The 24,438-nt window shown below is 35.2% G+C and carries 18 protein-coding genes; 17 read left to right on the forward strand and 1 reads right to left on the reverse strand.

What is annotated here, in order from left to right; translation table 11 throughout:
- Positions 1 to 9: 9 nt before the first annotated feature.
- From ACY2RT_RS14880 to ACY2RT_RS14955, 16 genes are all read left to right on the forward strand, one after another.
- Positions 10 to 1,266: a sulfate adenylyltransferase subunit 1 gene (locus tag ACY2RT_RS14880; RefSeq protein WP_490156722.1), complete on the forward strand. Its 1,257-nt coding sequence runs from the start codon at positions 10 to 12 to the stop codon at positions 1,264 to 1,266.
- 35 nt (positions 1,267 to 1,301) lie between these two features.
- Complete coding sequence (locus tag ACY2RT_RS14885; RefSeq protein WP_490156723.1) at positions 1,302 to 2,615, forward strand: oligosaccharide flippase family protein; 1,314 nt, start codon at positions 1,302 to 1,304, stop codon at positions 2,613 to 2,615.
- 123 nt (positions 2,616 to 2,738) lie between these two features.
- Positions 2,739 to 3,515 (forward strand): hypothetical protein, encoded by a 777-nt coding sequence (locus ACY2RT_RS14890; protein WP_490156724.1) that lies wholly within the window; start codon positions 2,739 to 2,741, stop codon positions 3,513 to 3,515.
- Positions 3,516 to 3,574: 59 nt separating this feature from the next.
- Positions 3,575 to 4,474, forward strand: a complete 900-nt coding sequence (locus tag ACY2RT_RS14895; RefSeq protein ID WP_490156725.1) for a sulfotransferase domain-containing protein — start codon at positions 3,575 to 3,577, stop codon at positions 4,472 to 4,474.
- Positions 4,471 to 5,394, forward strand: coding sequence for a glycosyltransferase family 2 protein (locus tag ACY2RT_RS14900; protein ID WP_490156726.1), 924 nt, complete (start codon positions 4,471 to 4,473; stop codon positions 5,392 to 5,394). Before ACY2RT_RS14895 ends, ACY2RT_RS14900 begins: the two co-directional genes overlap by 4 nt.
- Positions 5,391 to 6,275, forward strand: coding sequence for a sulfotransferase family protein (locus ACY2RT_RS14905; protein WP_490156727.1), 885 nt, complete (start codon positions 5,391 to 5,393; stop codon positions 6,273 to 6,275). The genes ACY2RT_RS14900 and ACY2RT_RS14905 overlap by 4 nt, the downstream gene beginning before the upstream one ends.
- Positions 6,272 to 7,474: a hypothetical protein gene (locus tag ACY2RT_RS14910; RefSeq protein WP_490156728.1), complete on the forward strand. Its 1,203-nt coding sequence runs from the start codon at positions 6,272 to 6,274 to the stop codon at positions 7,472 to 7,474. Before ACY2RT_RS14905 ends, ACY2RT_RS14910 begins: the two co-directional genes overlap by 4 nt.
- Entirely contained in the window at positions 7,449 to 8,537 is a 1,089-nt protein-coding gene (locus ACY2RT_RS14915; RefSeq protein ID WP_490156729.1) for a glycosyltransferase, read from the forward strand. The genes ACY2RT_RS14910 and ACY2RT_RS14915 overlap by 26 nt, the downstream gene beginning before the upstream one ends.
- A gap of 21 nt (positions 8,538 to 8,558) precedes the next feature.
- Positions 8,559 to 9,686 carry a glycosyltransferase family 4 protein gene (locus ACY2RT_RS14920; protein WP_490156730.1) on the forward strand — a complete coding sequence of 376 codons (1,128 nt, stop codon included), beginning with the start codon at positions 8,559 to 8,561 and terminating at the stop codon, positions 9,684 to 9,686.
- Complete coding sequence (locus ACY2RT_RS14925) at positions 9,679 to 10,596, forward strand: NAD-dependent epimerase/dehydratase family protein (protein WP_490156731.1); 918 nt, start codon at positions 9,679 to 9,681, stop codon at positions 10,594 to 10,596. Before ACY2RT_RS14920 ends, ACY2RT_RS14925 begins: the two co-directional genes overlap by 8 nt.
- A gap of 2 nt (positions 10,597 to 10,598) precedes the next feature.
- Positions 10,599 to 11,561, forward strand: coding sequence for an MraY family glycosyltransferase (locus ACY2RT_RS14930; protein WP_490156732.1), 963 nt, complete (start codon positions 10,599 to 10,601; stop codon positions 11,559 to 11,561).
- Between the two features lie 55 nt (positions 11,562 to 11,616).
- Entirely contained in the window at positions 11,617 to 12,714 is a 1,098-nt protein-coding gene (locus ACY2RT_RS14935; protein ID WP_490156768.1) for a DegT/DnrJ/EryC1/StrS family aminotransferase, read from the forward strand.
- Between the two features lie 262 nt (positions 12,715 to 12,976).
- Positions 12,977 to 14,707 carry a polysaccharide biosynthesis protein gene (locus tag ACY2RT_RS14940; protein ID WP_490156733.1) on the forward strand — a complete coding sequence of 577 codons (1,731 nt, stop codon included), beginning with the start codon at positions 12,977 to 12,979 and terminating at the stop codon, positions 14,705 to 14,707.
- 69 nt (positions 14,708 to 14,776) lie between these two features.
- Positions 14,777 to 15,532 carry a polysaccharide biosynthesis/export family protein gene (locus tag ACY2RT_RS14945; protein WP_490156734.1) on the forward strand — a complete coding sequence of 252 codons (756 nt, stop codon included), beginning with the start codon at positions 14,777 to 14,779 and terminating at the stop codon, positions 15,530 to 15,532.
- 12 nt (positions 15,533 to 15,544) lie between these two features.
- On the forward strand, positions 15,545 to 17,920 hold the full coding sequence (locus tag ACY2RT_RS14950) for a GumC family protein (protein ID WP_490156735.1): 2,376 nt from the start codon (positions 15,545 to 15,547) through the stop codon (positions 17,918 to 17,920).
- A 48-nt stretch (positions 17,921 to 17,968) separates the two neighbouring features.
- Positions 17,969 to 19,306, forward strand: coding sequence for a capsule assembly Wzi family protein (locus tag ACY2RT_RS14955; RefSeq protein WP_490156736.1), 1,338 nt, complete (start codon positions 17,969 to 17,971; stop codon positions 19,304 to 19,306).
- 51 nt (positions 19,307 to 19,357) lie between these two features.
- Here the strand turns inward: ACY2RT_RS14955 and ACY2RT_RS14960 are convergent, their stop codons facing one another.
- Positions 19,358 to 19,783, reverse strand: coding sequence for a hypothetical protein (locus tag ACY2RT_RS14960; protein WP_490156737.1), 426 nt, complete (start codon positions 19,781 to 19,783; stop codon positions 19,358 to 19,360).
- Positions 19,784 to 20,159: 376 nt separating this feature from the next.
- Here ACY2RT_RS14960 and ACY2RT_RS14965 point away from each other — a divergent pair, with 376 nt between their 5' ends.
- Complete coding sequence (locus ACY2RT_RS14965; RefSeq protein WP_490156738.1) at positions 20,160 to 24,353, forward strand: T9SS type A sorting domain-containing protein; 4,194 nt, start codon at positions 20,160 to 20,162, stop codon at positions 24,351 to 24,353.
- Positions 24,354 to 24,438 lie beyond the last annotated feature (85 nt).

Here is a 24,438-nt window from a genome sequence, read left to right on the forward strand (position 1 = left end):
TACAAAAAGATGCATATAGATAACAATCAATTATTAAGATTTACAACTGCAGGAAGTGTAGACGATGGTAAGAGCACACTTATTGGACGTTTATTATATGATAGCAAAGCTATTTTTGAAGATCAATTGGAAGCTGTAGAGAATACAAGTAAACGAAAAGGTCATGAAGGTGTTGACCTTGCTTTGTTTACTGACGGTCTAAGGGATGAAAGAGAGCAAGGAATCACAATAGATGTTGCATACCGCTATTTTACCACTCCTAAACGTAAATTTATTATAGCAGATACTCCAGGGCATATTCAATATACGCGAAATATGGTCACCGGTGCTTCTACCGCGAATGCAGCATTAATATTGATCGATGCCAGGAATGGAGTGATCGAGCAAACCAAAAGACACGCATTTATTGCTTCTTTATTACAGATACCACATCTTATCGTATGTGTAAATAAAATGGATTTGATGGATTATTCTGAAGAAGTGTACGAAGATATTATCAACCAGTTTGAAGAATTTTCGTCTAAGTTGTATGTAAAGGATATTCAATTCTTACCAATTAGTGCCTTGAATGGAGATAATGTGGTTAACCGCTCCAAAAATATGGATTGGTATCAAGGAGCACCATTACTACATACGCTGGAGCATATGCATATTAGTAGCGATATTAATAAGATTGATGCCCGTTTTCCTGTACAGACAGTACTTCGTCCGCAAAGGGAAGGATTTATCGACTACCGAGGCTACGCCGGACGTGTTGCAAGTGGAATTTTCCGACCAGGGGATGAAATAACTGTAATGCCTTCAGGTTTTACCTCAAAAATTAAGTCTATTGATACGATGGGGGAATCTTTAAATGAAGTTTTTGCACCTATGTCTGTATCAATTACATTGGAAGATGATATAGATATTGGTCGCGGGGATATGATTGTGAAAACGAATAACAAACCATCACCCGTTCAAGAATTTGATGCGATGCTTTGCTGGTTGAATAATGCATCCGCTAGACCACGTGCAAAGTATACTATTAAACATACATCTAATGAGCAAACAGCAATGATAAAAGAAGTACTTTATAAAATAGATATTAATACATATTCGAGGGAAGAAGAGGACAAGGAATTACACATGAATGATATTGCACGTATAAAAGTTAGAACCACTCGTCCGTTAATGATAGATGAATATCGTGATAATAGAATTACTGGAAGTTTTGTATTAATTGATGATGCCACGCATGAAACTGTTGCTGCGGGGATGATATTGTAGTTATCAATAAAAATAACTCATTACTAAATAGCGTTGTGAAATACTTAAAAATATTTAATAGTAAGGAAATAAGGATTTCAGCAATCGGTAGTTTAGGAATCAAATTTTTATCTGCATTTTTTGCATTCCTGAACAGTATTTTATTAGCACGAATCCTAGGAGTCAAGCAGTTTGGTATCTATGTCTTGGCATTTTCAATTCTCCTGTTTATTTCGGTAATTATCTCTCTCGGCATTCCCAAGCTTATGACCCGATATATTTCAAAGTATGAAGTAGAACAAAATATGGCAGCTATTAAAGGGCTATTGATTCAATCCCTAAAAAGTGTTGTAACTGTAACTATTGGTTTGGGTATAATTGCCATGCTGTTTCATTTTGCTTTGGGAGAAAAGGTGAACACAACTTTAAGACAAGCGATTTATATCGGGCTTATTGTAGTCCCAATTCTAGCACTTACCTCAATTTGCGCCGCTTCCTTACGGGGATTGCGTTACATCATTTTAGGTCAATTTCACGATGTTTTTTTGAGAAACTTTCTTTTTTGCATAGGGATTCTAACCTTTTATTTTTTAGACAAAACCATAAGTCCAAGTTCAGCAATTGCTTTGTTTACATTGGCTGCTTTATGTTCCTTTTTTACAGGACTTATTTTTTTGAATAGGAAATTACTTCAGAAAATTAAAAGAATAAAACCAATTTATTATAACAGGCTCTGGATAAAAGAAGTAGCCCCTTTTACTTTGGATAGTGGAATACAGGAATTAAAATCCAAAATAATTACCTACATATTGGCTGCATTTGGAAGCCTTGAAGCGGTTGCATTATTTGATGTTGCTTCGCGAGGAGCTACCTTAGTGGCTTTTACACTCGATGGTTTAAACACCGCTATTGCTCCCTATATTTCTAAGGCTTTTGAAAGTAGCAATATGATTAGCTTGCAACGAATCGTGACCAAAACCAGCAGGATCATTTTTGTATTTGCACTTCCGGTTGTGATAATCTTTGTTTTTGGAGGAAAGGCATTATTGAATTTCTTATATGGTGTGGACTATGAAGGTTCCTATATTCCCTTGGTAGTCCTATGTATCGGACAGCTTGTCAATGCGGCTACAGGTTCAGTTGGATTAATATTAAATATGACTGGATATCAAACAACCTATACAAAGGTAAATTTCTTTATTACTTTGGCTAATGTGGTGCTTAGTATTCCATTTGTGATTTATTTTGATGTCTTGGGTGCCTCAATTGTTTTTTCGACCTTATTGGTAATTCAAAACTTAGTCTTGGTTGTATATTTAAACAAAAGACTGAATATTAATTCCACCATTTTTACTTTTAAACTAATATAGGAAAGATTAAAATGCTAACGTTAATATTAACTGACATCTATTATTACTTTTTATATTTGTGAGAACCACACAATCTTAAAAAGCTAACTTTTTAATTAAATCTTTAATTTAATAATTGAATTTATGCTCTCAAAATCACTTACTGAAATTGCAAATGAATATGCAACAGACAAAGGCACAATAGGCCCTAGCAGCAGATGGAATGCACATAACTATACAGATGTGTATGATGCCTACTTAGAAGGATTCAGAAATCAACCTCTTAACTTTCTTGAAATAGGACTGGGTGTTAGGGGTGAAAATTGGAGGTCGGATATTGTTCACGGTGCTAATTCAGGAGGTGCTTCCATAAAAATGTGGCACGATTACTTTAGTAACTCAAAAATTTTCGGAATCGACATTAATGAATGTGCTTATCTTGATAATGACCGAATTAAGACATTTGTTGCCGATCAAGGAAATCCAAATGATTTAGATAATTTTTTTAAAAAATCTGAAGTTTCACAATTCGATTGTATTATCGATGATGGAAGCCATCGTCCAGACCATCAACAAATTAGTTTTAATTATTTTTTCAAGAAATTAAAACCAGGAGGATTGTATTTCATTGAAGACTTACTAGCGAATGGATATGGTGATAATAAAAGTGGAAGAATGTCAAGTGAAAAGGTAGTAAATACCCGGCGATTAATTAAACATTATGTAAAAACCGGGGAATTATTAGAGCCTAATGCAATAATGGATAAAGAATACCTGGATGAACATGTTGATTTTATAAGATTTCACGTACCAAGAGTGGGAGTGAGATATGTAGTTGGTAAATCGCTTCGACATCCTGTTGGTCGTGTTACGTATCATAAATTAAATACAGAAAAGCTTTGTGTGATACGAAAAAAATAAGCTTATTATAATCATTAATATTGTGTCTTTTACTGGCATAGTTGTATCGAATGTAGAGATTGAATAGAAAACCTAATTTATTTATTATTGGAGCACCTAAATGTGGGACCACATCGATGGTTCAATATTTGGGCCAGCATCCAAATATCTTTATTTGCTCTGTTAAGGAACCACATTACTTCAATTCAGATAGTCGACACAGATATTTTTTTACTGAAGAAAAATACGTGAAACTGTTCGCTGAAGCCACAATAGAGCATACATACCTTTGCGAAGCTTCGGTGTGGTATTTATACTCGCAAGTAGCTGTAGAAAACATTCTGAAATACAATAAGAACGCGAAATTTTTAGTCATGCTTCGAAATCCTGTAGATATGTTTTTTTCGCTTCATAACGAGTTGATCTTTGGTGGGAGTGAAGTCGAAACAACCCCTTCTGTAGCTTGGGAACTTCAAAGCTTACGATTACAAGGAAAATCAGTTCCGAAGGGAGCATATGCTCCCGAAATTTTACAATATAGCGAGGTTTGTAAATTAGGGCAGCAAGCTAAGCGAGTTGCTGATTTAGTTTCAGAAAAGAATTTAAAATTTGTTTTACTCGATGATCTAAGTGAAAATACGGAACGGGTATTTAATGGAGTCTTGGGATTTTTAAAACTCCCGAAAGTGGATTCTCTATCATTCGAAATAGCCAATAAAAGGAAAGCCAGAAAATTTCCGATGCTTTCAAAATTTGTGGCTCAAAGTATGTATCTCAAGCAAAAAATGGGAGTTCGAAAAGGTTTTGGTATCGCAAACAAGCTAAATGAATTGAACATTTCTCAAGTTCCGCCCCAGTTCGAAGAAGATGTTGTACAACTAAGGCCAAAGCTTTATGAATATTTCCAATCAGATATCAATTTATTGAGTAAGTTATTGGATAGGGATTTGTCTCATTGGAAACCAAAAAAGGTCTTATGATCTCTGTCGTAATCCCCTCATATAATAAAGAAGCGTTTATTGCAGACGCCCTACAGTCAATATTTGATCAAACATTTACTAATTGGGAGCTTATTGTAGTCGATGATGCCAGTACAGATAATTCCGTCTCACTAATAAATAGTTTTAAGGACCCAAGGATACGCCTTATAGAAATTGAGAAATCTGGGGTGTCGATAGCAAGAAATATTGGAATTGAAGCATCGCAAAATAATTGGATTTCATTTTTGGATGCTGATGATTGGTGGGCACCTACTTTCTTAGAGGAGATGATGAAAAGTATAGCCGAATTTCCTGAACACAAAATTTTTGCCAGTGGTAGGACTCATGTATTTAAATCATATAAAAAAAGATATACCAATCATTTTTTACCTGCTGATGGCACTGTTGCACCTGTCAATTTTTTTAAGGTTCTCGAACATTCGTTGCCATTGATCAATTCTTCGAATGCAGTAATTGAGAAATCGGTTTTGTTGGAAGACGGATTGTTCCGAAAAGGTCAAAAGCTTTACGAGGATCACGACCTATGGATACGATTATGTATTAATCGTGACGTAGTTTGTATCAATAAAAACCTTTCCTTTTATAGAAAAACGGAACCAAATTCGGCTTCGAAATTGCCTTATGAACCATCCGACTTTTGTTTGTTTTTAAAAACCTTGTTGGAATATAAAGACAAGTTAAAAGTTCCTGAACAGGTGTATTTTCAACGTTATTGTAATCGGTTTGTACTGTTAACCTATATAAAGAATTATAGTCGCTATAACACCGCCGAAGATAATGAAGTTTACGGCATGGCGATTCGTTTAGTTACTAAACATCACAAAAAGTTGTTGCAGTTTTTACGATTGCTCCCATTCAAGAATACTTATTCGATATTAAAAAAATTTCAGTTTAAATGAAGAATTCAAAGGTCAATTTATTTGTGGTTGGAGCCATGAAAGCAGGAACTACTTCTTTTGCGAAATTTCTTTCTTTTCATCCGAAAATATATGTTTCTCCAGTAAAAGAGCCTCATTTCTTTGTTGATATTATGCCATTGGAACTTTATGAACCTTCACGATTTTTTAATCTAAATTCATATTTGGAAAAAGACTTTCCGGAACCGCTGCATATTGCTAACATTCAAAATGAAGAACAATATCAAAAAATATTCTCAAAGGCAGAGAATGCTTTATATAAAGTAGACCTTAGTACAGCATACCTTCATGCCCCCGAAAGTGCTCAATTAATCTACAACTACAATCCAGAAGCCAAAATTTTAATTATTCTTCGTGATCCCTTAAAACGTGCGTTTTCACACTATAAAATGAATTTAAGCAAGGGAAGAACAAAAGAATCGTTTGAAACAGTCATGCAACGTGATCTAAAAGCTTACCATAATGAAAACCTATCTTGGTATTCCTATCTTGGAATGAGTTTATATACTAAAGCAATTCAACGGTTTCGTAAAAAATTTAAAAATGTACTAGTAATTCGTTTGGAAGATTTAATGGCAGATGAAGCGTCCGTTCTATCTGAAATTTCAACCTTTCTTCAAATTGATACTTTTCCTGAAAGCGAGTTCAGGTCAAGTAATAAAGGCAAAGAACTAAGGTATCAGAAATTATTCTATTTTTTAAAAAGACTGGGCTTGAAAGATTATTTTTCAAAGTACTTTAGCAATAGTTTTAGACAATTTTTATTTAAAATAGTAAGTAAAACACCTTCAAAAGAGATACAACTTACGGAAAGTACACGAAAAGAATTGGAAACAGTTTTTTCTAAAGAAAATTTGCAATGACAATACTGGACATATCCATCTGTTTAATAATTTTTTTGGTTGGTATCAATCTAAAAAACTTTTTCCCAACTTTTACGACTTCCGATAAAAGATGGTTAAATAGATTATTCTTTTTCCATTTTTTAATTGCAATCACTTTTCATTTTTACATACTTGCCAATGGGGGAGATGCTTTAAAATATTGGAACCTTCCTAAATCCAGAACCTTCGATGACGTTTTGTACCTTTTCATAAATCAGAAAGCATCAAGCTTTATGTATTTTATTAACTATTTCCCATCCAATGTCTTGGAACTTTCCTTTTTTACAGGGAATATGTTTTACGCTCTTCTTGGTTATTTGGGTTTTATTTACTTATATCTCATTGTCAAAGGTCTCTTTCTTGACTTTGAGGGAATTTCAAAGTTTAAACTATTTGGAATTCCCATTCATCCATGGATTTGGTTTTTACCTAATATTCATTTCTGGTCTTCTGGAATAGGTAAGGATGCTATTTTATTTTTGTGTATTGCACTATTTGCGTATTCGCTACAAAAACCAAAGGTGAAGTTTTTGGGGCTTGCTATACCAATTATTCTATCTATGGCAATTCGACCTCATATTACCCTATTTCTATTAGTGTCATTTGGGATTGGGTATACACTTGACAGTAACCTGAAGGTCTATAAAAAAATAATTGTTTTCGGTATTTTTCTTGCCGGATTTATTTCTATTTTTGACTATGTGATGGAGTTTGTGCGATTGGAAAGTTTTGAGATCTCTGCAATTGAAGAATATTCAACAAAAAAAGCTGCAAGCCTGAATCAGGAAGACGCTGGCTCTGGCGTTGACACTTCGGGCTATTCATTGCCATATAAGATTTTTACTTTTTTATACCGACCCTTTTTCTTCGATATAAATGGTTTATTGGCTATAGTGGCTTCTATTGAGAACTTATTGTTACTAGTTTTTACCATTTCAGTGTTTAGATTTAATATTATAAAAGGCTTTATAAAGGCAAATTATTTATTGAAAGGATTTTTGATATATTTTGTTATTGGCTCTATCGCTTTTTCATTGATTCTTGGTAATCTGGGAATTATGCTTCGTCAAAAAAATATGTTCTTTCCTCTGTTCTTTATTTTTGGAATGTGGGTGTACTATTCGTATCATAAAAAAATAAATAAGACCCCGGATGAAGGTACTACAAATCATCAATAGCCTTGGTACTGGCGGAGCAGAGAAGCTTCTTTTGGATTCTATCCCTTTGTATTTGGAAAAAGGTATTGCCATGGAATTACTTGTTTTGGATGGTACGGAGCATCCGTTTCTTAATAAATTCCAAGAAAAAATGCCACATATCTTGCATACGCTTGGTATAGGTTCGGTCTATAACCCTATACACATTTTCAGATTAATTAAATTTTTCAAAAGATATGATTTGGTTCACGTACACTTATTTCCTGCTTTATATTGGGTGGTTTTTGCCAAAATGATATCTTTTTCGAAGACGCCATTATTGTTCACAGAGCACAATACTTCGAACCGTCGCAGAAGTAATTTTATTCTTAAGCGATTGGATAGAGTAGTCTATAGAATGTATAAGCAAATAGTTACAATTTCTGAAGAGGTTGATTCTCAACTAAAATCACATCTTAGATTGACAACAAATAAATTCTCACTCATCCCCAATGGGGTAAATTTGAATGCAATTTGGACAGCTACTAGCGCAAATAAGGAAAAGCTAGGTATTTCCGAAGATAAAAAATGCATACTTCAAGTAGCAAGTTTTACACCACAAAAAGATCAAGCGACCCTCATAAAAGCTTTAGCATGTCTGCAAAATAAATGCAAGCTTTTGTTAGTAGGTACCGGGCCACTATTAGAAGACCATAAAAAGCTTGCTATTGAATTAGGCGTTGAGAATGATATTCTGTTCTTAGAAACACGTTTAGATGTGCCTAATCTTTTGAAAATGGCAGATATAGTAGTCTTATCAACAAATTATGAAGGATTATCTTTATCTAGCATTGAAGGACTGGCTTCTGGAGCTCCTTTTTTGGCTTCTAATGCCCCCGGCCTTGGCACCATAGTCGAAGGAGCGGGAATATTGTTTACTATTGGAGATGAAAAACAGCTTGCGTTAAATATCGATGAGTTATTAAATGATTCAAAATATTATGACGAAATTGTCGCAAAATGCCAAGAGCGAGCCAAACAATATGACATGGACAATATGATTAAATCACAACTGAAGCTGTATCGTGAATTACTTGAGAAATAATATATAATAAAAAAGAAGCAATTGAAAACACTTTTATTAGTAGTAAATGTAGATTGGTTTATGATTTCGCATCGCCTGTGTATAGCGGAAGAGGCAAAAAAGCAAGGATGGAATGTATACATTGCAGCTGAAGACACAGGTCGCTCAAAAGAGATTCGCGATACAGGAATCAAATTTATAAACTTTTCATTTTCAAGATCGGGGACCAATCCGTTGCAGGAAATAGCGACAATAAATAAATTCCGCAAACTTTATAAAAAAGTAAAACCGGATGTAGTGCATCATATAACATTAAAACCGGTCATTTATGGTTCTTTAGCAGCTAAACAGTTGAAGGTGCCGGGAGTACTTAATGCAGTTAGTGGTTTAGGGTATGCGTTTACGGGAGAGCGTAAAGGTATGGTCCAGAAGGTCATGGTGAAAATGATGAAGAAAAGTTTTAAGCGAAAGAATATTTCCTTTATTTTTCAAAACGAAGATGATTTTCGGGAATTGGAATCATTGGGTGTTATTTTTATGGAGAATGAGATTAATTTTATAAAAGGTTCGGGTGTAAATCTTTCAGTATTTAAACAAACTCAATTAGTAAATGGAAATCGAATAAAAGTACTACTTCCTACACGTATGTTGTGGGATAAGGGAGTGGCTGAGTTAAGAGAGGCAACAAAGATTTTAAAGAAGGAATTTTCAGAAAAAGCAGCATTTATTTTGGCAGGTCTTGCCGATGAAGAAAATAAAGCCGGTGTCCCGGCTTCCTATTTAAGAGATTGGGAAGACGGCGATTATGTAAAGTGGATAGGTTATCAAACTGACATGGTTTCGGTATATAACAATAGTGATATTGTGGTATTACCATCTTATCGTGAAGGAATGCCCAAAACACTTATTGAAGCCTGTGCAGTTGGACGTCCCATTGTAACTACAGATGCTATTGGATGCAGGGAATGTGTTGATGAAGGAGTTAACGGATTCAAAGTTCCTGTAAAGTCCACCAAAGAACTTGCTGCAGCCCTTAGAAAGTTATTGATAGACGCTGGTCTTCGGGAAAGAATGGGAAATGCTTCACGACGTAAAGCAGAAAAGGAATTCGACCAAAAAGAGGTGATTGCCAAACATCTATTAATTTATAATGCTTTGTTGAATGAATAGAATTCTTGTTACAGGTAGTTCAGGTTTTGTTGGGTCACATCTTTTACCTTACTTGAGTAATTCGGGCTTTACTGTAACGGGAGTTTCAAGAACTCAGGGGTCCAATACAATTACGTATCGACAATTAACTACGGAAATATGGAATCGGACAGATGTTATGATTCATTTAGCAGGAAAAGCACACGATTTGAAAAATGTTGCAAGCGAAGAGGCTTATTATGAAGCCAATACGTACATAACTAACAAACTCTTTGACCAATTCATAGAGAGTTCGGCATCTGTTTTTATTTATATGAGTTCGGTAAAAGCAGCTGCCGATGTGTTAGTCAAGCCGCTGACAGAAGATATAATTCCAAATCCCGTGACAACTTATGGTAAATCCAAATTAGAAGCTGAAAAATACATACTAAGCAAAAGACTGCCTGAAGGTAAAAAAGTTTTTATCTTACGTCCGTGTATGATACATGGACCCAATAATAAGGGAAATCTGAATTTATTATATAAGTTTGTTAAAAGCGGCATCCCTTTTCCTTTAGGGAGCTTTAAAAATAAACGATCATATTTGTCGATAGAAAATTTGTGTTTTGTAATAACATCTATGTTAGAAAAAAAGCCACAGTCCGGTATTTATAATGTAGCCGATAATGGAAACATTTCTACAATAGAATTAGTTAAACTAATTGCTGAAGTAGTTGACAAAAAGCCACATATTTGGAAGCTTCCTAAAGGTTTAATATGGACATTAGCGAAAATTGGGAGTTTATTTCGATTACCATTTACAAAAGAGCGTGTTCAAAAATTGACCGAAAATTACTTGGTAGATAATACTAAGATGAAAATGGCACTTGAAGGTGATCTTCCAATAACTATGAAAGATGGGTTAATGACAACAATAAAATCGTTTCAATAGTCATGGAAGGACTGATAACATATAGTATTTGTGCATTGGTTTTAATTGTAGCGATCTTTGTCTATATAAAGATAGCAACACATTTTAATATTGTTGATAATCCAAATTTTAGAAGTTCCCATACGATACCCGTCATTCGAGGTGGAGGAATATTATTCTTTATTGCCGTATTAATTTTCTTCTTTCTTTCAAATTTTTCCTATCCTTTTCTGGTTTTAGGAGTTTCTTTCCTAGCCATTATTAGTTTCATGGATGATATCTACACATTGTCTGCAAAAGTGCGACTACCTTTTCATTTTATATCTGTTGGATTGGTACTATATGAGATAGGCTTGTTAGATCATACGTTGTTTTTAACACTTGGATTATTAATACTTTCAGTGGGCTTCATAAACAGTTACAATTTTATGGATGGAATAAATGGTATTACATTTTTATATAGTACTGTTGTAGTTGGGGCATTCACTATTTTAAATTTTTTAAGTGGGGATATTGATATAAGGCTCCTTGTATTAGTTTTGATCTCATTATTGATTTTTGGCTTTTTTAATTTAAGGAGAAATGCCCGGCTTTTTGCCGGAGATATTGGTAGTATGACCCTGGCAGTTTTAATCCTTTTTTTAGGATTGCATTTTACATTTAAACTACAAACCCCTTTGATTGCCTGTATGGTGGCCGTTTATGCTGTTGATAGCGGGGGAACGATACTTTATAGGGTATTATTGGGAGAAAAGATTTCACAACCACATAGACACCATATCTATCAAAAGTTGGTAGATATTCTTGATTGGAGTTATTTAAAAGTATCAACCTCTTATGCATTATTACAACTAATAATCTGTATTGTAGTTCTTTTAAGTTATGAAAATACACTTACTATTCAAATTTATATTACGATCACTATAGTAATTGTCTTGTGTATCCTTTATTATATTATTTTTAGGAGACTAAAACCAAACCATTAAAATAAAGACCGTGCAAAAGCCTCCTTCAACACATATTCCTATTGTACGTCCTCATATGGGAGGAAGTGAAATTTATTATATTAAGAAAGCAATTGACAGTAATTGGGTAGCTCCTGTTGGAGAAAATATAGATTCTTTTGAGTACAAATTGGAATCGTATTTAGGAAAAAATAAAAAAGTATGTGCTGTTAGTTCCGGAACTGCAGCTTTACATTTGGCATTAATTCTTTTAAAAGTAGGAAGAGGAGATGAGGTTATTTGTCAGAGTATGACCTTTGCAGCCTCTGCAAATCCAATCCTTTACCAAGGTGCCACTCCTTTATTTGTTGATAGTGAAGCGAATACTTGGAATATATGTCCGGATTATCTTGAAGAGTGTATAAAAGACCGTATTGCAAAAGGGAAAAAGCCTAAAGCTATTATAGCTGTTCATTTATATGGAATGCCTTTTAATGTTTCTAGAATTAAAGCCATAGCACAATCCTATGAAATTCCGTTGATAGAAGATAGTGCCGAAGCTTTTGGAAGTTCATTCAAAGGGGAACCGTGTGGCACCTTTGGCACACTTTCCATTTTGTCGTTCAACGGAAGTAAGATTATTACAACCTCCGGAGGCGGTGCGTTGGTGACGAATACGGAAGAGCAAAAGGACAAAGCACTATTTTTAGCAACACAGGCAAAGGACAAAGCGCCTTATTACCAGCATTCACAAGTAGGCTACAATTACAGACTCAGTAATATTAGCGCCGGTATTGGCTGCGGGCAAATGGATGTCTTAGAAGAACACATCACTTTGAAACGTGATGTTCATCAATTCTATAAAGAACTTTTTGACGGAAATGAAGGAATTTCAGTTTTCGAAGAACCTGATGACGATTTCTTATCAAATCACTGGTTAACATGCATAATTGTTGATCCGCAAAAAACTGACCTCACTTCTGAAAAAATTCGAGTAGCTTTGTCCGAAGATAATATAGAATCACGCCCATTATGGAAGCCAATGCATCTGCAGCCTTTGTATAGAGATGCTCCATTTTATGGAGGGACTATTTCGGAAAAGCTTTTTATGAGAGGGCTCTGCTTACCGTCCAGCTCAAATTTAAAACCATTTGAATTGGAAAGGATCAAAAATAAAATAATGCAAATACAATAGATATTAAGTATATTTGTTCAGCTTAAGATATTCCCCCAAATCATATCGCAATATGCTTTACACAGGCGACAATAAATTGAAAATACTAGACCAGAGGTATTTACCTCGTTGGATAGTAATTTTAATTGATACTTTTATTGGGATAGTTTCTCTATTATTAGTTTATCTTATTTTATTGGGCACCCCTATTACATTTCTTGAAATACTAGCTGCCCCTATACAAGGCCTTATAGTTTTGTCGATAAATATTATTTTCTTCTTTGTGTTTAAAACATATTCGGGGATCATCAGGCATTCTACCTTTACAGATATTTTAAAACTTGCCTTTTCTTCATTTTCTACGGCGGGAGTTGTTCTATTGGCTAGTTTGATTTATTCAGCAGTTACAGAACAAGGAAAAGTTTTTTTAACTACCTCTGTTTTATTGTATATGCTTTTGTCTTTTACAATTATGTTACTCTTTAGAGTTGCTGTAAAAGAGAGCTATCAATTTTTAAGAAATACAGCTGCAGGAAATTTAAAGAAAAAGGTTGCCATTATTGGTGTAGATGACCATACAATCTCTTTAGGAAAAGCACTAACAACAGAGTCTAATATGCCCTTTCAATTAGTAGGTTTCATTACTGAAAGTTTTGATTCTAAAAGATTTAAGATTTTAGGAAAACCGGTAATCCCTATTAAAAAGAACTTTTCAGAAACACTTTCTGCATTGAATGTTGATGGAGTATTAATGATTAGCGGTTCTTTAAAAGGAAAAAGCAAGAATGAGATCGTAGAAGACTGTATTGCAAATAATGTGGAAGTTTTTAATGTCCCCAGTTTAGAAAAGTGGAATAAGAAAGAAGATATTAAAAACCAGATAAAACCTATTGATATTGAAGATCTATTGGAGAGAACTCCAATTAATATAGAGAATGAGCTCATAAAAAAAGACTTGGATGGAAAAACAATACTTGTCACAGGTGGGGCAGGATCTATAGGTAGTGAGATCGTTAAACAGCTGGCTGAGTTCAAACCAGAACTTGTTGTGATTTTGGACCAGGCCGAATCTGCACTATATGAACTTGAAGTTTACCTTCAACTTAATTACCCAAAACTCCATTTCATTACAGAACTGGCAGATATAAGTAATATGTACCGTTTAGGCTTGATGTTTGCCAAATATGAAGTTAATATTATTTACCATGCTGCAGCATATAAACATGTTCCATTGATCGAAAGAAATCCGCATGAAGCTGTCTATGTGAATATTCTTGGGACTGTAAATCTTTCAATTCTATCTGTAAATTATAATGTAGACAAGTTTGTAATGGTTTCAACAGATAAAGCTGTCAATCCCACAAATGTTATGGGAGCATCGAAACGTGTTGCAGAAATGTATGTACAGTCTCTTCAGAAAGAAAAAGGGGTTACTACCCGTTTTATTACAACACGATTTGGCAATGTATTGGGTTCCAGTGGTTCGGTAATACCACATTTCAGAAAACAAATATCTCAGGGAGGCCCTGTTACGGTAACACATAAAGATATCATCAGGTATTTTATGACCATCCCCGAGGCTTGTCAATTAGTCTTACAGGCAGGAACTATGGGTAATGGCGGTGAAATTTATGTTTTTGATATGGGAAAACCAGTCAAAATTTTAAATCTGGCTGAAAAGATGATCCGACTTTCGGGCTTAGAACCCTATGTAGATATTGATATTAAGATCACCGGATTACGACCTGGCGAAAAACTGTTTGAAGAATTGTTGAATGACACATCAACATCTTTACCTACACATCATCCAAAGATTATGATTACTAAAGTTCCTTTGGTAAATTTTGATGATTTTAAAGTAAAGATCAAACATATTATCAAAACAGCTACGAAGCGAAAAAATGAGAAAGTAGTGGAATTGTTAAAAGAAATGGTACCGGAATTTATAAGTGAGAATTCTGAATTTGAAGCATTGGACACACCTCGGAAATCTGAGATTGCCAAAGCAAAATAATGTATCATTCTAATAGATTTAATAAGTGACTTTTATTTTATAACCTATATTTGTATTATTAAAAAGCGAATGAAAAAAATACTTTTACTTCTTGTTATATTTTTAAGCCTCATTTCTTGCGCAACCAAAAAGCAAATTCTTTATTTTCAGGATGTTGAAAACCTTGATCAAGCTGCTATTGACCAAAAATTTGAGCCAATCATAGAACCCAATGATATATTGTATATTTCAATATCTTCTATTGATAGTGATGTTATAAAACCATTTGAAAGAACAAAAGGATTAGCATTTGCAAACAATAATAACAACCCAGAGTTACAAGGCTATTTAGTTAATATTGAAGGTGCTATTCGCTTTCCGGTCCTTGGCGATTTTGAAGTTGGAGGGAAAACCCGCGGAGAAGTAGAGACGGCTTTAAAAACTAAACTTTCAGAGTATATAAAAGATGTAGTAGTTGATGTTAGGATCATGAATTTTAAAATTACCGTGTTGGGGGAGGTAAACAATCCTGGTGTCTTTACTGTAAAAGATGAACGCGTAACACTGCCTGAGGCTATTGGCCTTGCCGGTGATTTTACAGTGGACGGCAACCGAAATGAAATAGTTATTATTAGGGAAGAAGGGGGTAAACGGAAAATTGCAAGGATGGATTTCACTCAAACGGAATTGTTCAGTAGTCCTTTTTATTTTCTGAAGCAAAATGATGTTGTATATGTAGAACCTTCTTTAAAAGGAGTGAAAAAATCAGGATTCCTACCAGACGTACCTGCATTACTTTCTTTAGTGACTGTTGTGCTAAGTACAGTAATACTTTTGACTAGATAACCTACTTGTTTTATGAATGAACCAAATACAGAGTTAAGAGAAAATTCACTACGCGAGCTCATCGAACAGTATACACGTCACTGGTTATGGTTTGTATTAGGAATAATCATTGCAATAACCTGTGCTTTTATTTATTTGCGTTACACTACTCCTTCTTATCAGAGTAATGCAATTGTAATCATTAAAGACGAACGAAGTGGGGGAGGACCTGCCGAGTTATCTGCTTTTACAGAATTAGGAGGCTTTTTTTCGAACCTTAATACCAGTAGAATTGAAAATGAACTTGCCATATTTAATTCTAAAAGAATTATTTCTGAAGTAGTTAAAGAACTCAATCTTAATATTACCTATGAGACTGTAGGAACTATAAAAGCTTCTGAATTATATGAATACAAACCTTTCATAGTTCAATATCTTTCCTTTACAGATAGTACAAGAACTACAGCAGTGCCAAAACTGTTTTTTGAAGTACTATCTTCAACAGAATATACTGTTGAAACTGCATTGGGTTTTGAAAAAGCAACTCATACTTTTGGTGAGCGTGTTACACTTCCTTTTGGAGATATAACCGTTTTACCTGTATTAGATGATCTCGAAATATTTGAATCTTTTAAAGGTAAAACAGTCTCTGTCACCTATCTTCCTATAGAAAGGGTTGCACTTTCTTACCAAAAAGAAATATCAGTCGCTAATGATATTAAAAACAGCGATGTTGTTTTTGTAAGTATGCGGTCTCCTGTTCCTAAAAAAGCTGAAGACTTCCTCAATGAACTTATATTTCAGTATAACAAAGATGCTATTCAGGATCAAGGACAGGTAGCTCAGAAGACATCTAATTTTATTGATTCCCGCTTAGAAATTATTACTAGGGAATTAGATTCAGTAGAGCGAAACAAAGAACAATTTAAAAGCAGCAATCGGCTTACTAATATTGAAATTGAAGCACAACTCATTCTGGAAAATGCTAGTGAATATAATAAGCGTCAATCTGGTGTGTCTACACAATTGGAACTGGCTAATACCATGATTGATTATATGGAAAAATCATCTAGTAATGATTTGTTGCCAGCTAATATAGGTTTAGATGGACAAGAAATAGGAGAGGCGGTAAATAATTATAATCAGTTGATATTGCAGAGAAACAAATTATTAAAATCTTCAACCGCTAAGAATCCTGTAGTAGTAAATGTAAATAACCAAATAGCCGAAATACGCTCTAGCATTTTGAGTAGCCTGAAGAATACAAGCAATGCGTTAAAAGTTGCAATGCGTGACCTTAATTTTCAGGAAGCAACACTTAATTCTCAAATTGCACAGGTTCCCACCAAAGAGAAATTGTATCGTGGTATTGAACGCCAACAAACCATTAAAGAACAACTGTATTTATTTTTATTACAACAACGTGAAGAAGCATCTATTTCGTTAGCAGTTACAGCTCCTAAGGCAAAGATAGTTGATAGTGCTTATAGCACTAAAGAGCCTGTAAGTCCAAATAAGTCTCTCATTTATATAGGAGCTTTACTGGCAGGACTACTGGCTCCTTTTATTGGATTATATGGCTTCTTTTTATTAAACACAAAAGTTTCCAACAGAAGAGATGTGGAACGAGTACTTACTAATACTACTCTGATAGGGGAAATCCCAAAACTTAAGAAAAGTGATGAAGAACTTATTCAGTATAATGACAGAAGTATATTAGCAGAGTCTTTTAGAATTTTACGCACAAATTTTCAATACCTGTTTATTAATAAGAATAACTCTGAAGCAACAAAAACTGTTTTTGTGACCTCTACCATTAAAGGAGAGGGAAAAACATTTATAGCTTTTAACCTGGCACTAACTTTAGCACTTACAGGAAAGAAAGTAGTTTTAGTTGGGGCAGATATCAGAAACCCTCAATTGCATAGATATTTACCTGAAAAATATAGAAAGAGGAAAGGGATTACCGAATTTATTATTGATGAAGAACTTACAATTGATGATCTTTCTACACAAAGTGAATATAATAAAAACCTATCTATTGTTCTTTCTGGAATAATACCACCAAATCCCGCAGAATTATTAATGCAGGAACGTACTACTCAATTGTTTAAAGAACTGAAGCAGAAGTTTGATTATGTAATTGTTGATACCGCTCCTTCTATGTTGGTAACAGATACTATTCTTATTAATAATTTTGCAGATATTATGTTGTATGTTGTTCGTGCTGGATATACAGACAAACGCTTATTAGGTTTCCCGAAAGATGCCATTAATGATGGACGATTATCAAATGTAGCTGTGGTTCTGAACAGTGTATCTATGAGTAATTTTGGTTATGGGAATAAATATGGATACACATATTCTAAAGAAAAAAAGGGCTGGTTAGATCGAGTTTTTAAAAGATAGTTTCTGAAGTATTATATTCCAAAAGCAAAAGACTAATCCTTTCTGTTTATGAAGAACCTACAAGCTATTTTATTTGTATTGAGCACATTTGTTGCAGTTGCACAGGATATTAAGGTAGATGGGTCAATTGAGATAAAAGGCGCAGGATCTAACGAAGACAATCTTCCTTTTTGGATGTATGCTAATACTAATACTGCTTTAGCCCCCGAAACTAACTTTTCCGGAACAGGGACATTTAAAGGGGCTTATCAACTTGAGAATATTAATTTAGAAGCCGGCGTAGGGTATTTTTATAGAGATGGGGTTACTGACGAATTTCAAAGAAGAGATCTATACGCTAAACTACAGAACAACTGGCTGAAAGTGATTGTTGGAGCAAAGCAACGGGAAGTAGCAATGGATGGACTTTCTGCGACAAATAAGAACTTTTTGTGGTCACAGAATGCACGTCCTCTACCAGGACTACTCTTAGAAGCAAATGCTCCTCTTAAAATTTCTGAGACTTTTGGTATTGATTGGGGTATTGCTCATTATAGCTTAAATGATGACCGATATGTAAACGATACACGGATTCATTATAAGCGAATTGGGTTGATCACAACATTCAATGAAAAGCATAAACTTACTTTAAAGTTACAGCATTTTGCTCAATGGGGAGGAACTTCGCCTGTATTTGGTAAACTTCCGGATGATTTGAATGCATTTATTGATGTATTTTTTGCTAAAAAATCTACAGAAACTATTGTGGTGGGAGAGCAGGTCAATGCTCTTGGAAATCATTTGGGAACCTTTTTATTAGATTACGAATTTACAACAGGTGCAGGAGATTTTTCAATTTATCACGAACACCCATTTGAAGATGGTTCAGGAACACGTTGGGCCAATTTTCCGGATGGTACCTGGGGAATCTATTATCAACCATCAGACAAAAAGATTATTGCTTCGATCTTATATGAATACATAGATACATCAGACCAAAGTGGAAATTCCGGGGATAGTGGGATTGATAATTATTTTTCAAATAATTTATATCGAAGTGGTTGGTCATATGATCGTAATATAATTGGAATGCCCTTTATTATTATAGATCCTGAACTTGAGATCACAGGGAGTAATACACCTATTATAAGTAATCGTGTAAGAGTACACCACTTAGGAGTATCTGGAAACTTTAAAAAAATAGACTGGATCATTAAATCATCATATGCGACAAACCTTGGAATCTATAGAGTTCCCATTACACCACTAAAGAACTGGCATAATTACCTTTTAGGAAGGTATAAAACTCTTGAATATGGTACTTTTACGTTAATTGGAGGAGTAGATTTCAGCAATTTGGCAGACACCACTTTAGGAGGAGGAATATCGTATATGTATTCCTTTTAAAAAATTCACATGATTATTGACCATGTATTCTTTAAGTTTTTGGGAGGCAGTTCAATTCTTATCAAAATCTGACCAGGAAAGCGAGTATTTGGTTTCTAAAATTGATCCACTTGGGACTTCTTTTTCAGAAGGGTCAAAGCTAGGGTGAGTGTACTCGTCACCAGCAGTCAAAGGACATTCCGAATCAGAAGGTATTGTTGTAACAATAAGAACAATTTCATCAATAGGTTTTGAGAAGTCGACTTCTGATAAATCTGAATCATTTTTAGAAAACTTTATTTTATTTCCATCCGGGCGAATTCTATTTATATTATTTTTAGCGCCTCCTTGTTTGATTATTAAACTGAACTCTACATCTGCACATAGCGGAATTTCAGGAAATTGAATGGAATCATCAGTAACCACAAATGTTGTACTGCAACTACTACAGATAAAAATTAAAGTGAGTAAAAGAAAAGCATTTTTAAAGTAAGACATGATTTCTAAAATTTGAATTATCTAAGATTAAAGATATGTAATTACTAAAGCTGGATAACTAGGTAAATGACTGTATTCTTAAGGGGAAAACCCCCTTAATTATTTTCTATAGAAGTTCAATTTTAAATATGTTTTACAACGTAGAGCTTTGAAGTAAGAAATATTATTATTAATTTTAAAGAGTTACCTCACACATAGAATTCGCATATATAATTTCCCCGCGATAGATCATTTCATTATGATCTTACAAGAATAATAGATAGATCATTTCAATTAAGAATATAATTTAATAATATATTCTTAACGATTTGAATATTCAGATTTTGTCATGAACCTGATAATTTTATACTAGATAAACCATTTAAATAACTAACATATGAAATACTCTTACCTAACTAAAAAACTATTCCTGCCAACACTATTTCTTCTATTCTTCATACAAGGTTTTAGTGCCCCGATGAATGATAGTAAAGAATTAAAAACGAATAATACTGAAATCATTGATGATGCTACATCAACTGAAGCCTCCTGTTTAGCTACTTTCATAATAAATGAACTGGATGCAGATACTGCCGGAACCGATACCATGGAATTTGTAGAGTTATATGATGGAGGTGTGGGAAATTCAGCTTTGGACGGACTGGTACTGGTATTCTATAACGGTTCCAATGACCTGAGCTATGCCGCTTACGATCTGGATGGACAAACCACCAATGCCGAAGGCTATTTTGTAATAGGAAATGCGGCAGTTCCTAACGTTTCAATTGTAATTCCAAGTAATGGCTTACAAAACGGAGCAGATGCTGTAGGACTATACACAGGTAATGCTACCGATTTTCCTAATGGCTCCGCTGTTACAACAGCTAACCTTTTAGATGCTTTGGTATATGATACCAATGACAGTGACGATGCTGAATTATTAGTCCTTTTGAATGCGGGACAGGCGCAAGTAAATGAAGGAGGAGCCGGAGATAAAGATGGCCATTCTTCTCAGCGTATTCCAAATGGGTCAGGAGGTGCTGGAAATACTTCAACTTATGCACAACTTGCACCAACACCTGGAGCAGAAAACGGAGAGCCGGTAGTTACTCCGGACTTTCTTATTAATGAACTGGATGCGGATACTGCCGGAACCGATACGATGGAGTTTGTCGAATTATATGATGGAGGTGTAGGTAATGCTTCGTTAGACGGATTGGTACTGGTATTCTATAATGGTTCCAATAACCTGAGTTATGCCGCTTACGATCTGGATGGACAAACCACCAATACCGAAGGCTATTTTGTAATAGGAAATGTGGCAGTTCCTAATGTTTCAATTGTAATTCCAAGTAATGGCTTACAAAACGGAGCAGATGCTGTAGGACTATACACAGGTAATGCCACCGATTTTCCAAATGGTTCAGCTGTTACAACCACCAATCTTATAGATGCTTTGGTCTATGATACCAATGATAGTGATGATGTAGAGCTACTGGTTCTGTTAAACCCCGGTGAAGCACAGATAAATGAAGGTGGGAATGGAGATAAGGATACACATTCGTTACAGCGATTTGCAAATGGATCAGGAGGCCCTGGAAATACATCTACCTATGTACAGGCAATTCCTACTCCCGGGGCGTCTAATACAAATGCTACAGACCCTGTTACATTGATCATAAACGAAGTTGATGCCGATACAGCCGGAACTGATACGATGGAATTTGTTGAATTATTTGATGGAGGAGTTGGAAACACTTCATTATCGGGATTTGTTTTGGTCTTGTACAATGGAAATGGTGATACAAGCTATAATGCCCTTGACTTAGATGGATTTACAACTAATGCCGAAGGATATTTTGTGATTGGAAATGTAGATGTTCCTAATGTCGGGTTGATAATTTCCAGCAATGGATTACAAAACGGGGCTGATGCGGTGGCTTTATATACCGGGAATGCCACAGATTTCCCTTCCGGTACGGCAGTTACTACGGCCGGTCTTATCGATGCACTTGTATATGATACTAACGATGCAGATGATGCAGGATTGTTGGTGTTATTGAATGCAGGACAAGCTCAGATAAATGAAGGAGAATTAGGCAATAAGGATGGAGATTCTTCACAACGTATTCCTAATGGTTCGGGAGGAGCCAGAAACACAGCTACCTATACACAGGCAGCTCCGACACCCGGTACAGAAAATGGAGCTATCATTCCTCCACCGGACCCTATTTCTATTTTAGAAGCCAGAAATACTACAGTAGGTGAATTGGTAACGATCAGTGGAGTGTTAACAGTTTCAGATCAGTTTTCCGGTTCTGCATATATTCAGGATAGTACTGCAGGGGTTGCCATTTTCGATGAATTGGTTCATGGTGATGGTAATTTTATAATAGGAGATTCTATCACAGTTACCGGAACCAGAAGTGTTTTTAATGATCAGGTACAGATTAGCTCGGTAACTTTAGTAGAAAATAACGGATTACCAAATGAGGCCATTGAACCGCTAACAATTACATTGGCAGAATTGGCCAACCATCCGGCCGAATTGGTACGTATTGCAGATCCTGCGTTTCCTATTCCGGGAGATATCCTTTTTGGGAACTCAAACTATATATTAAGTGACTTAAGTGGAACGGGAGAACTACGAATAGATAACGATGTTGAGGAAATAGTAGGATTAGGGCAACCGGAGTCCTGTGATGAGATTATAGGAGTTGTAGGAAGGTTTTTTGACAACTATCAATTATTACCCAGAATGGAATCAGATATGTCCTGTGCCGGACCTTATGTTCCTCCAACCCTTCCTATTGATGTGCCAAATGAGAAAACTTTAGATATTGTTACATGGAATATAGAATGGTTCGGTGATGAATCAAATTCACCTGCGGCTGGTGACCCTATGTCAGATACTATTCAAAAAGAAGCTGTAAAATCTGTGATCCTTGAACTGGATGCAGATATTTATACTGTTCAGGAGATTGCCGATGATGTTTTGTTTGAACAAATGGTAAACGAACTACCTGGCTATGATTATGTGCTTTCTACAGCAGTTTCAAGGCCTAATGACCCGGGGGTGAAACAAAAAATAGGATTTATCTACAATACAGCTACCGTAAGCCCGGTCAGTACCAAAATATTATTAGAATCTATTCATCCATTGTATAACGGAGGTGATGATTCAGCATTAGTAGGCTACCCAAGTACTACAGATCGTTTTTATGCCAGTGGACGACTGCCTTTTTTAATGACTGCAGATATTACGGTTGGCGGAGAAACAGAGCAGTACAATGTAGTGGCACTGCATGCCAGAGCAAATGGTAGTAGCCAGGCTCAAAACCGATATGACATGCGCAAATATGATGTTGAAGTTTTAAAAGACACTCTGGATGCTAATTACCCGAGTGTAAACCTTATTTTATTGGGAGATTTTAATGATGATGTAGATGAAACGGTTGCAGATGTTGTAACCACAATAACTACCTATGAGGAATATACAGATGACACCATCAATTACAATATTGTTTCAAGAGCTTTGAGTGATGGTGGATTCAGATCATTTGTATTCAGAGAGAACATGATAGATCATATATCGGTTACAGATGAATTAAATGATAATTATATAGATCAATCTGTTCGAGTGCATTATGAGTTTTATGATAGCCAGTATACCAATACTACTTCAGATCATTTTCCGGTATCTGCACGATTCCAATTAAAGCAATTTGAACTACTTGACACTTGGTCTACAAATGTTAGCTGTAATGGAGGAACGGATGGCACGGCTACAATATCAGTTTCAGGAGGGATATCACCCTATACTTATGAATGGAATGATGGTCAAACAACTGCCACTGCAACCGGGCTCGTAGCTGGAGAATATTCAGTAACAGTAACAGATGGCCTTGGTGCTGAATTTGTAGAGCTATTCTTAATTGAAGAGCCAGACTCAATAGAGATGATGACTTCAGAAAATACAACGGTATATATGGGCTATGAACCAGCATCTTGTACTACACTTGAAGTGATTGGTGTAATAGGGGGTACCGGGCCTTATACTTATGAATGGAGTACCGGGGATGTTACCACTTCTTTAGAGGTTTGCCCGGAAGAAACAACTATCTATACGGTTACAGTGACAGATGCAAACGGATGTACTTCTACGGCTAATATTGAAGTTGAAGTCATTGATGTTAGCTGTGGAAACAACCCAAACTGGCCCAAAGTGGAAATTTGCCATAACGGACATACGATCTGTATTCCGGCTTGGGCAGTGCAACACCATTTGAATCATGGAGATACTTTGGGGTCCTGTGAAAATTCAAATGAGGTATTTATTACCCGTTTAAGGGTAAACCCAAATCCTTTCAGCGAGAATCTGAATGTACAATTAAGATCCAATAAGGAAACTACAGCAAATCTGATCGTGTATGATTTTCACGGAAACAATGTATTTGAGTCTCAGGAACAATTGAATCAGGGACAAAATCTTTTTAATTATGATCTGTCTCAGTTAAATTTTGGACTTTACTTTTTAAAAGTAATTGTTGATGGAGAAGTGAAGAGAACTAAGATATTGTTAAAGTTATAATCAACTAATCTTTTATTTTATTTACCCCTTTTCAAAAAAGAGTTTTGGAAGGGGGTAATCATTTTAGAGCTGCTTCTTACTTCCA

The sequence above is a fragment of the Ulvibacter sp. 2210JD10-4 genome (assembly GCF_058148525.1).

Coding starts and splice junctions, on each gene's coding strand:
- ACY2RT_RS14880 (WP_490156722.1), top strand. CDS start 10: ATGCATATAGATAACAATCAATTATTAAGATTTACAACTGCAGGAAGT.
- ACY2RT_RS14890 (WP_490156724.1), top strand. CDS start 2,739: ATGCTCTCAAAATCACTTACTGAAATTGCAAATGAATATGCAACAGAC.
- ACY2RT_RS14900 (WP_490156726.1), top strand. CDS start 4,471: ATGATCTCTGTCGTAATCCCCTCATATAATAAAGAAGCGTTTATTGCA.
- ACY2RT_RS14905 (WP_490156727.1), top strand. CDS start 5,391: ATGAAGAATTCAAAGGTCAATTTATTTGTGGTTGGAGCCATGAAAGCA.
- ACY2RT_RS14910 (WP_490156728.1), top strand. CDS start 6,272: ATGACAATACTGGACATATCCATCTGTTTAATAATTTTTTTGGTTGGT.
- ACY2RT_RS14915 (WP_490156729.1), top strand. CDS start 7,449: ATGAAGGTACTACAAATCATCAATAGCCTTGGTACTGGCGGAGCAGAG.
- ACY2RT_RS14925 (WP_490156731.1), top strand. CDS start 9,679: ATGAATAGAATTCTTGTTACAGGTAGTTCAGGTTTTGTTGGGTCACAT.
- ACY2RT_RS14930 (WP_490156732.1), top strand. CDS start 10,599: ATGGAAGGACTGATAACATATAGTATTTGTGCATTGGTTTTAATTGTA.
- ACY2RT_RS14935 (WP_490156768.1), top strand. CDS start 11,617: ATGGGAGGAAGTGAAATTTATTATATTAAGAAAGCAATTGACAGTAAT.
- ACY2RT_RS14945 (WP_490156734.1), top strand. CDS start 14,777: ATGAAAAAAATACTTTTACTTCTTGTTATATTTTTAAGCCTCATTTCT.
- ACY2RT_RS14950 (WP_490156735.1), top strand. CDS start 15,545: ATGAATGAACCAAATACAGAGTTAAGAGAAAATTCACTACGCGAGCTC.
- ACY2RT_RS14955 (WP_490156736.1), top strand. CDS start 17,969: ATGAAGAACCTACAAGCTATTTTATTTGTATTGAGCACATTTGTTGCA.
- ACY2RT_RS14960 (WP_490156737.1), bottom strand. CDS start 19,783: ATGTCTTACTTTAAAAATGCTTTTCTTTTACTCACTTTAATTTTTATC.
- ACY2RT_RS14965 (WP_490156738.1), top strand. CDS start 20,160: ATGAAATACTCTTACCTAACTAAAAAACTATTCCTGCCAACACTATTT.